This window comes from Sulfurihydrogenibium sp. (assembly GCF_027448985.1).
Lineage (GTDB): Bacteria > Aquificota > Aquificia > Aquificales > Hydrogenothermaceae > Sulfurihydrogenibium.
Map to the genome: position 1 here is coordinate 1 of NZ_DAIDMN010000073.1, position 7,216 is coordinate 7,216.

General features: G+C 34.0%; 10 protein-coding genes. All 10 read right to left on the reverse strand.

Annotated elements, in window-relative coordinates; all coding sequences use genetic code 11:
- Nucleotides 1-462, reverse strand: a 462-nt coding sequence (locus tag NE054_RS06475) for a hypothetical protein (RefSeq protein ID WP_297889955.1), incomplete at its 3' end; no start/stop codon positions are given.
- Between the two features lie 118 nt (nucleotides 463-580).
- Nucleotides 581-1,774: a DEAD/DEAH box helicase gene (locus tag NE054_RS06480; protein WP_297889957.1), complete on the reverse strand. Its 1,194-nt coding sequence runs from the start codon at nucleotides 1,772-1,774 to the stop codon at nucleotides 581-583.
- A gap of 143 nt (nucleotides 1,775-1,917) precedes the next feature.
- Nucleotides 1,918-2,763, reverse strand: a complete 846-nt coding sequence (aroE, locus tag NE054_RS06485; RefSeq protein ID WP_297889959.1) for a shikimate dehydrogenase — start codon at nucleotides 2,761-2,763, stop codon at nucleotides 1,918-1,920.
- Nucleotides 2,760-3,014: a NifU family protein gene (locus NE054_RS06490; RefSeq protein WP_297889960.1), complete on the reverse strand. Its 255-nt coding sequence runs from the start codon at nucleotides 3,012-3,014 to the stop codon at nucleotides 2,760-2,762. Before NE054_RS06490 ends, aroE begins: the two co-directional genes overlap by 4 nt.
- Before the next feature lie 10 nt (nucleotides 3,015-3,024).
- A complete protein-coding gene (locus tag NE054_RS06495) occupies nucleotides 3,025-3,246 on the reverse strand; it encodes a hypothetical protein (RefSeq protein WP_297889962.1) in 222 nt (73 codons plus the stop codon).
- 2 nt (nucleotides 3,247-3,248) lie between these two features.
- The gene (locus NE054_RS06500) at nucleotides 3,249-3,482 is read right to left on the reverse strand and encodes a sulfurtransferase TusA family protein (protein ID WP_297889965.1); all 234 of its coding nucleotides are present in this window, start codon (nucleotides 3,480-3,482) and stop codon (nucleotides 3,249-3,251) included.
- A complete protein-coding gene (locus NE054_RS06505; RefSeq protein WP_297889967.1) occupies nucleotides 3,461-4,510 on the reverse strand; it encodes a hypothetical protein in 1,050 nt (349 codons plus the stop codon). Before NE054_RS06505 ends, NE054_RS06500 begins: the two co-directional genes overlap by 22 nt.
- The gene (locus NE054_RS06510) at nucleotides 4,510-4,974 is read right to left on the reverse strand and encodes an iron-sulfur cluster assembly scaffold protein (protein ID WP_297889969.1); all 465 of its coding nucleotides are present in this window, start codon (nucleotides 4,972-4,974) and stop codon (nucleotides 4,510-4,512) included. Before NE054_RS06510 ends, NE054_RS06505 begins: the two co-directional genes overlap by 1 nt.
- A gap of 74 nt (nucleotides 4,975-5,048) precedes the next feature.
- Nucleotides 5,049-6,257, reverse strand: coding sequence for a cysteine desulfurase family protein (locus NE054_RS06515; protein ID WP_297889971.1), 1,209 nt, complete (start codon nucleotides 6,255-6,257; stop codon nucleotides 5,049-5,051).
- Between the two features lie 11 nt (nucleotides 6,258-6,268).
- Nucleotides 6,269-7,216, reverse strand: a 948-nt coding sequence (locus tag NE054_RS06520) for an Mrp/NBP35 family ATP-binding protein (RefSeq protein WP_297889973.1), incomplete at its 5' end; no start/stop codon positions are given.

Sequence of the window (7,216 nt, forward strand, 5' to 3'; positions counted from 1 at the left end):
GTCTATATCTATTGGTTCTTTTAACAATCTTTTAACATCAGAAATCTCTTTTTCTAAAGATTCTAGCATTTTTTTGTTTTCTGTAAGTATTTTATTTTCTAGTAATTCTGTGAGTTTTCTGTTTTCTTCTATCTTATTTTCCAGCATTTTTGTGAAATCTCTATTTTCTGTAAGTATTTTATTTCCTAGTAACTCTGTAAGTTTTCTGTTTTCTTCCATTTTATTTTCCAGCATTCTTGTGAATTCTCTATTTTCTGTAAGTATTTTATTTCCTAGTAACTCTGTTAATTCTTTGTTTTCCGTGAGCTTTTTTTGATTTTCTTTTATTGAATTTTCTATGTTTTCCAATGATTTTGTAAAAGTTTTAATTAAAAATGATATGTTGTAAATATGATAAATTATGATAAATATAAGCAAGAGAATAAGTCCTAAACCTGCGAGAAGTATTTGTTCTAAACTCATTATAAACTCCTATAGAAATAATTATATTTCTTAGTTGTAAACAATATTCTAACATTATTGACTTAAATTCTCAATACAACAAAAGATTATCTCCCCACCTATTAATGGGGAGATTTTTTTATCTTCTTGATGTTTTGGATGTTCTTCTTGATTTGGTTTTTTGGGAGTTTTCTTTGGTGAACTTTCTTTCGGAAGCTTCATTTATAACTTCTATGTTTGCTTTTGTTTTCTTTAGTATGTTTTCTAAAAATTTGTCTTCGGAAGGTGTTGTGATTGAAATGGCTGTTCCTTCTTTTCCGGCTCTTCCAGTTCTACCTATTCTATGTACATAACTTTCTGCATTTTTTGGAAGACCGTAGTTTATAACTAGCTCAACACCTTTAATATCAAGCCCTCTTGCAGCAACGTCAGTTGCAACCAATATTTTTAACTTTCCAGTTCTAAAGTTATGCAGGACTGTTTCTCTTTTCTTTTGAGAAAAATCTCCGTGAATTGCGCTTACGCTAAATCCTTCTTTGGACAAGTCTTCTGATAGCTGGTCAGCTTCTAACTTTGTTTGAGTAAATATTATAGTTTTTTCTGCTTGGTTTTGAGATAAAACTTCTATAAGTTTGTTAAACTTATTTTTAGGGTCTACTCTGTAGATAATCTGTTTTATCTTTTCTACCGTTATCTCATCTGGTTTAACTTTTATTGTTTGATAATCTTCGTTTAAAAACTCTTGAGCCAACTCTAAAATTTCTTTTGGCATAGTCGCTGAGAAAAGTAAATTTTGTCTATCTTCTGGAAGGTAAGACATTATATCTTCTATATCCTCTATAAATCCCATCTCAAGCATTCTATCTGCTTCATCTAAAACAAACATCTTTACATTATCTAACTTTAAAAATCCTCTTTCTAATAGATCTTTAACTCTTCCGGGTGTTCCTACTATTACAACATCATTACCCTTTTTAAGGAAATCTATTTGATGTTTCATAGATTTTCCACCGTAAACTGATAAGACAAATACTTTTTTATTTTTTCCTAAATCTTTAATTTCTTTTGCAACTTGAATTGCCAGCTCTCTTGTTGGAACTAAAACTAAAGCTTGGATTTTTTTCTGTTTAGTATTAACACTTTCAACTATTGGAATACCAAAAGCTGCTGTTTTACCTGTTCCTGTTTGGGCTTGAGCCACTAAGTCTTTACCGCTTAAAACTGCTGGAATTGCCTTCTCTTGAATCTCTGTTGGTTTTGAATAACCAAGATCTTCCAAAGACTTTAAAGTCTCTTGAGAAATACCTAAATCTTTGAATGTTTTGTTTGACATAAAAATGCCTCCTTAAAAAATGTTTTTTAAAGAGGAAAAGAATCTCCCGACTTACATTAGACTTTTTTTGATTGCTCCCCTGAGCTTTTATCTAATGGAGGATTTTTTTCCTCTTTTCTGTTTATACATTATACACTTTATTTCTAAAAATGCAAGCCTATTGATTTTTTCATTATTTCTATTGGAGCCTTTTGATTGGTCCAAATTTCAAAAGATTTTGCACCTTGATATATAAGCATTGGATAACCGTTTTGATATTTACAGCCTTTTTCTTTTGCTACTTTTAATAACTTTGTTTCTTTGTATATTATATCTACGACAGTGTGCTTTGGATTTATGAAGTTGTAGTCAAATAAAGGAAAGTCTTCATCGTTTAAACCTATGGATGTTGTGTTTACTATTATGTCAACATCATTGATTATATCCGGTATTTCAGATAAATGTATTGGTTTTATTATTTTGTCAACGATTTTGAAATGCTCTAAATAGTCGTTTAAAAGTTTTATGGCTTTTTCAACAGTTCTGTTGGATATATATATTTTATCTACATTTTCTTTAAGTAATCCGTAAACAACGGCTCTTGACGAACCTCCTGCGCCGATTACAAGAACTTTTTTGTTTTCTAAATCCGGATTAATCTCTTTTAAACCTTCTATAAATCCATACCAATCTGTGTTGTATGCGACGAGGTATCCATCTATGTTTTTGACAGTGTTGGCAGCTTTTATTATTTTTACTTCCTCAGAGATTTCATTTACGTATTGAATAACATTTTCTTTATGTGGAATCGTTATATTCACTCCGGATATTTTTAAGATTTTTAAGGATTCTACAGCTTTTTGAAGGTTTTCTGGATTTACTTCAAATGGAACATAAACTGCATTTATACCCAAATGTTGAAAAGCTGCTGTTTGAAAAGTAGGGGATTTTGAATGTTTTACCGGATATCCAAATATTCCGTAAACTTTCGTTTGTCCGTCTATTATCATATGATTTGGTACTTTTCCTCTCCTATGTTAACAGCTTTTACCCATGGCAAAGATTCTTTTATCGTGTAAACTACCAGGTCTTTCATTGTCATATCTGCCACAGGACATGTTTGACATGTACCATAAAGTTTTAAAAAAACTTCATCATCTTCAACTTTCACCAAATCTATGTTTCCCGCATCTTCCAACAAAGCAGGTCTAATTCTTTCTAAAACTTCTTTTACTTCTTGTTCTTTGTCTTCTATAACCATTTTACTAACCTCAATGTTTATTAATGGTTCTATAAAACTCTTGAATAAGTTTTTCTCTATCTTCTTCCGGAAGATTCAAAAGTTTTAAAGCACCTATTAAACTTAGTTTTCTAAATAAAATATCATTCAAACGTTCTTCATAAAAGTAATTTAGATAAGGTCTGAATTTTTCTTCTAAATATGGATACTCTTTAAATATATCCGATAGTTTACTTTCTACGTTTAACTTCATGGTTAAACCTTTTTAACGTAAAAGTGGTACACTCCATCTTCTTCTTTGTAGCCTAAATACTCGTTTCCGGTTGTCTGACACCAAGCAGGAACATCTTGAATTGCTCCTTCATCATCTGCCAAAAGCTCCACTATCTGCCCTTTTTCCGCTTTTTTCATAATTTTTGCAAGCTCTGTTATAGGTATAGGGCAGTAAGTTCCGGTTGCATCATGTACTATGTCTGGTTTGATTTCCATAAACTAATCCTCCATCGGTCCAAAGTTTCATCATCAAAAGGTATCCCTGTTAAAATCTCTTCATTATTATACTCAACATCTATTTTCCCATCAAGAGTTTTTGAGTATCTGGCAATTATGTTAGCAACTATCTGTTTATCATCTTCATCTAACTGGTCGTTGTGTAATGGTTTTGCTATCGCTACCGGACCTTTCCCTACTGGTTGAAAGTAATGGTATCTATTTGCAAATCCGGATAAAAAGTTATTTTCTCCTTCGTTTCTTGATACGATAACTTTTGTTCCAGAGTCTAATCTAAAATGTCTTCCTACTGTAAATAAAACTAAGTCTTCTTGAGTTATTTTACCTTCCACAGCCATAGTTTCTTTGTATTTATATGCGTAGTTTTCATCGGTAAGGTAACAACATCCACCTGCTGGAGATTCAAACTCATCTATTCCAAATTCTTTTGCAAGTTGTAGTTGTCTTTTTCTACTTCTGCCTACTATTCCTTCCAATTTTTCTCTATCTACCCAACCTTTTATTTCTGGTATCGTAGGAGGCAATCTTTTTGCAGATAATGGTCTTAAAATTAATCCTTCTAATCCACTATCTCTTTCTATTATTTTCATAGGTAATGACTTTTGACTTTTCGGTCTTTGTCCTAACACCTCACCTGAGATTATAAAATCAGCTCCTACCTGTTGCATTATCTGCTTTGCTTTTTTAAACATGTATATTCTACAGTCTATGCAAGGATTTATATTCGCTCCGTAGCCATATTTTGGATTTAAAATAACATCCATATAACCATCAGATATATCCACAATTTCAAGAGAAAAACCGTACTTGGCAGCGTACTTTAAAGCTGGATTCATGTAATGAGAGCCATCTTCCTTTTTTTCGCCTCTTCTTCTTTTTGTCTCTGTGATACAAAAACCAGTATAAAAGTGAACAGCTAAAACATCTATTCCTTGATTTTGGATAAGCTTGATAGCTAAGGTGCTATCAAGCCCTCCTGAGTACAATGCTACAGCTTTTCTTTTCATTATCCTATATGTTCAAGAGATACTGCTGTTTCTTCTTCGTGGTCTTCTTCTATACAATCCGGTATTTTGCTTGCTTCTTCAACTCGTCCTTGCTTTAAGAGATAGTCCTTTATTGCAACATGAAGAGTCTCCAAACCAAGGTTTGTACAGTGTATCTTTTGTGCTGGTAATCCACCAAGCTCTTCAAATATCTCTTTGTATGTAAGGTTTAAAGCGTAGTCTATAGGTTTTCCTTTTACCATCTCCGTTAAAACAGAAGATACAGCTATTGCAGAACCACATCCGAAAGTTTTAAACTTAACGTCGGTGATAACATCCGTATCTTTGTCTACCTTTATTGTAAATAGCATAGCATCTCCACAAGATGGATTACCACACTGTCCGTATCCATCCGGATTTGGTATTTCTCCCAAGTTTCTTGGGTTCATGAAATGGTCCATCACTTTTTCTGTATATTCAAACATCTTACTTTACCTCCAATAAAATTTTAAGTTATAATATGTCTTTTGTATATCTCTTCCAATGATTAATATCACTTTTATTTAAACTTTGCAGCTTTTTTTGTGAAATCTTCCCAGTTTTCTGGGTTAAACGGTGATATCTCTCTGAGTCTTGCTATAACTTTTGGATACTCTTCTATTATGTAATCTATATCTTCTTCTGTGTTATCTCTACCTAAGGAGAAGACTATTGAACCGTTTGATGCTTCTTTTTCTACTCCAATTGCTGACAGTACATGAGACTGTTTCAATGCGTAAGATACACAAGCAGAGCCAGACGCTGTATAAGTTTTCTTTATGTTTAACATAAGAAGCATAGCTTCTCCTTCGATATACATCACTATCAGTGATAGATGGTTTGGAAGTCTTTTTTCCGGATGACCTGTAAATTTTATGTGAGGTATCCTTTCTTCTATTCCTCTTTTTAACTTGTCTCTTAGGTATCTTAACCTGTTTACTCTATCGTCCATCTCTTTTATTGCCAACTCTGCAGCTGCTCCCATTCCTACTATTCCTGGTACATTCTCCGTTCCGGCTCTTCTTCCACCTTCCTGTATTCCACCTTCTATAAGAGGCTTTAACCTTATTCCTTTTTTAACATAGAGACCTCCTACTCCTTTCGGTGCGTAGAAGTAATGTCCCGTAAAGGATGCCATGTCAAGTCCCCATCCTTCTACATCAACCGGCATGTGTCCTACAGCAGCTGCTATATCTGAATGAAATACAACTCTGGGGTTCTTTTCTTTTACGGCTGCTACCAATGCAGGCATGTCTTGAATTGTACCTATTTCCCTGTTGGCAAATCCTACAGATACCAGTATTGTATCTTCTCTGACAGCAGCTGCTAACTTTTCTGGGTCTATGATTCCATATTCGTCAGGTTGGACTTCTGTTATCTCAAATCCTTCTTTTTCCAAGGTTTTACAAGAGTGTAGTATGGAGTGATGTTCAATAGCTGATACTACTATGTGCCTTCCTCTTCTTCCTGGAGCTTTTGCAAATCCCTTTATCGCAAGGTTATTCGCTTCTATCGCTCCGGATGTAAAAACTATATCATCCGGATTAGAAACATTCAAAAGCTCAGCAACCTGTTCTCTAGCTCTATTTATGGCTTTTTTTGCCTCTATTCCCATTTCGTGGAGAGATGTTGGATTTCCAAATTTTTCTTTAAAGTAAGGCATCATAGCCTCAATCGCTTCATCACAAACAGGTGTTGTAGCCAAATGGTCTACATATATTCTTCTCATAACAAATCCTCCTACATTAAACTTAATTTTCTAATAACTTTTTCTGCTATATTTATAAACTCTTTTGCACTTTGAGAATCTTCTTTTGCAAAAACTATAGGTATTCCAAGGTCCGAAAACTCTGCTACTTTTGGCTCTATAGGTATTTTACCTAAAACTTCCGTTCCATACGTTTTTGCAACTTCATCTGTTTTACTTTTTCCGAATATTTCGTAGGTTTTACCTGTATCCGGACAAACAAAATAGCTCATATTTTCAACTATACCTAATATAGGTATCTGAACCTCGTTAAACATCTGTATTCCTTTCTTAACGTCTATAAGTGCTACATCTTGAGGGGTTGTTACGATTATAGCTCCGTCTATTTCTGCGGTTTGTCCTAGAGTAATCTGAACATCACCAGTTCCTGGAGGTAGGTCTATGATTAAAAAGTCAAGTTCTTCATCTCCCCAATCTATATCAAATAAAAATTGAGTTAAGGCTTTGAATAAAACAGGACCTCTCCAAATTACAGGTGTGTCCTCAGATGGAAGTAAAAATCCGATGGACATTACTTTTACACCGTGAGCTTCGGGAGCTATTATTTTTTCTCCTTGTGGTGTTTGTTTTGCCATTACTTTCTTATCTTTTGCTCCAAACATTGTAGGACCACTTGGACCGTACATATCAGCGTCTAAATAACCTACGTTGTATCCAAGTTTTTTTAATGCAGATGCAAGATTGACTGCCACGGTGGATTTTCCTACTCCACCTTTTCCGGATGCCACAGCGATAACTTTTTTAACATTTGGTATTCTTCTTCTTGATTCAAAAGGATTTGTCTGAGGTGGAGGAGGCGGTGGTTGAGTCTGTCTTTGAGAAGGAGGTTGGTCTGAAAACTCAACCTCTACTTTTTCTGCTCCTATGGATTTTAAGGCTTCCTCTATCTTCCTTTTCATAAAATCATGGTACTTTTCACT

What these genes read in the sequence shown, in the direction of transcription:
- NE054_RS06480 (WP_297889957.1), bottom strand. Translation starts at nt 1,774, where the DNA reads ATGTCAAACAAAACATTCAAAGATTTAGGTATTTCTCAAGAGACTTTA.
- aroE (WP_297889959.1), bottom strand. Translation starts at nt 2,763, where the DNA reads ATGATAATAGACGGACAAACGAAAGTTTACGGAATATTTGGATATCCG.
- NE054_RS06490 (WP_297889960.1), bottom strand. Translation starts at nt 3,014, where the DNA reads ATGGTTATAGAAGACAAAGAACAAGAAGTAAAAGAAGTTTTAGAAAGA.
- NE054_RS06495 (WP_297889962.1), bottom strand. Translation starts at nt 3,246, where the DNA reads ATGAAGTTAAACGTAGAAAGTAAACTATCGGATATATTTAAAGAGTAT.
- NE054_RS06500 (WP_297889965.1), bottom strand. Translation starts at nt 3,482, where the DNA reads ATGGAAATCAAACCAGACATAGTACATGATGCAACCGGAACTTACTGC.
- NE054_RS06505 (WP_297889967.1), bottom strand. Translation starts at nt 4,510, where the DNA reads ATGAAAAGAAAAGCTGTAGCATTGTACTCAGGAGGGCTTGATAGCACC.
- NE054_RS06510 (WP_297889969.1), bottom strand. Translation starts at nt 4,974, where the DNA reads ATGTTTGAATATACAGAAAAAGTGATGGACCATTTCATGAACCCAAGA.
- NE054_RS06515 (WP_297889971.1), bottom strand. Translation starts at nt 6,257, where the DNA reads ATGAGAAGAATATATGTAGACCATTTGGCTACAACACCTGTTTGTGAT.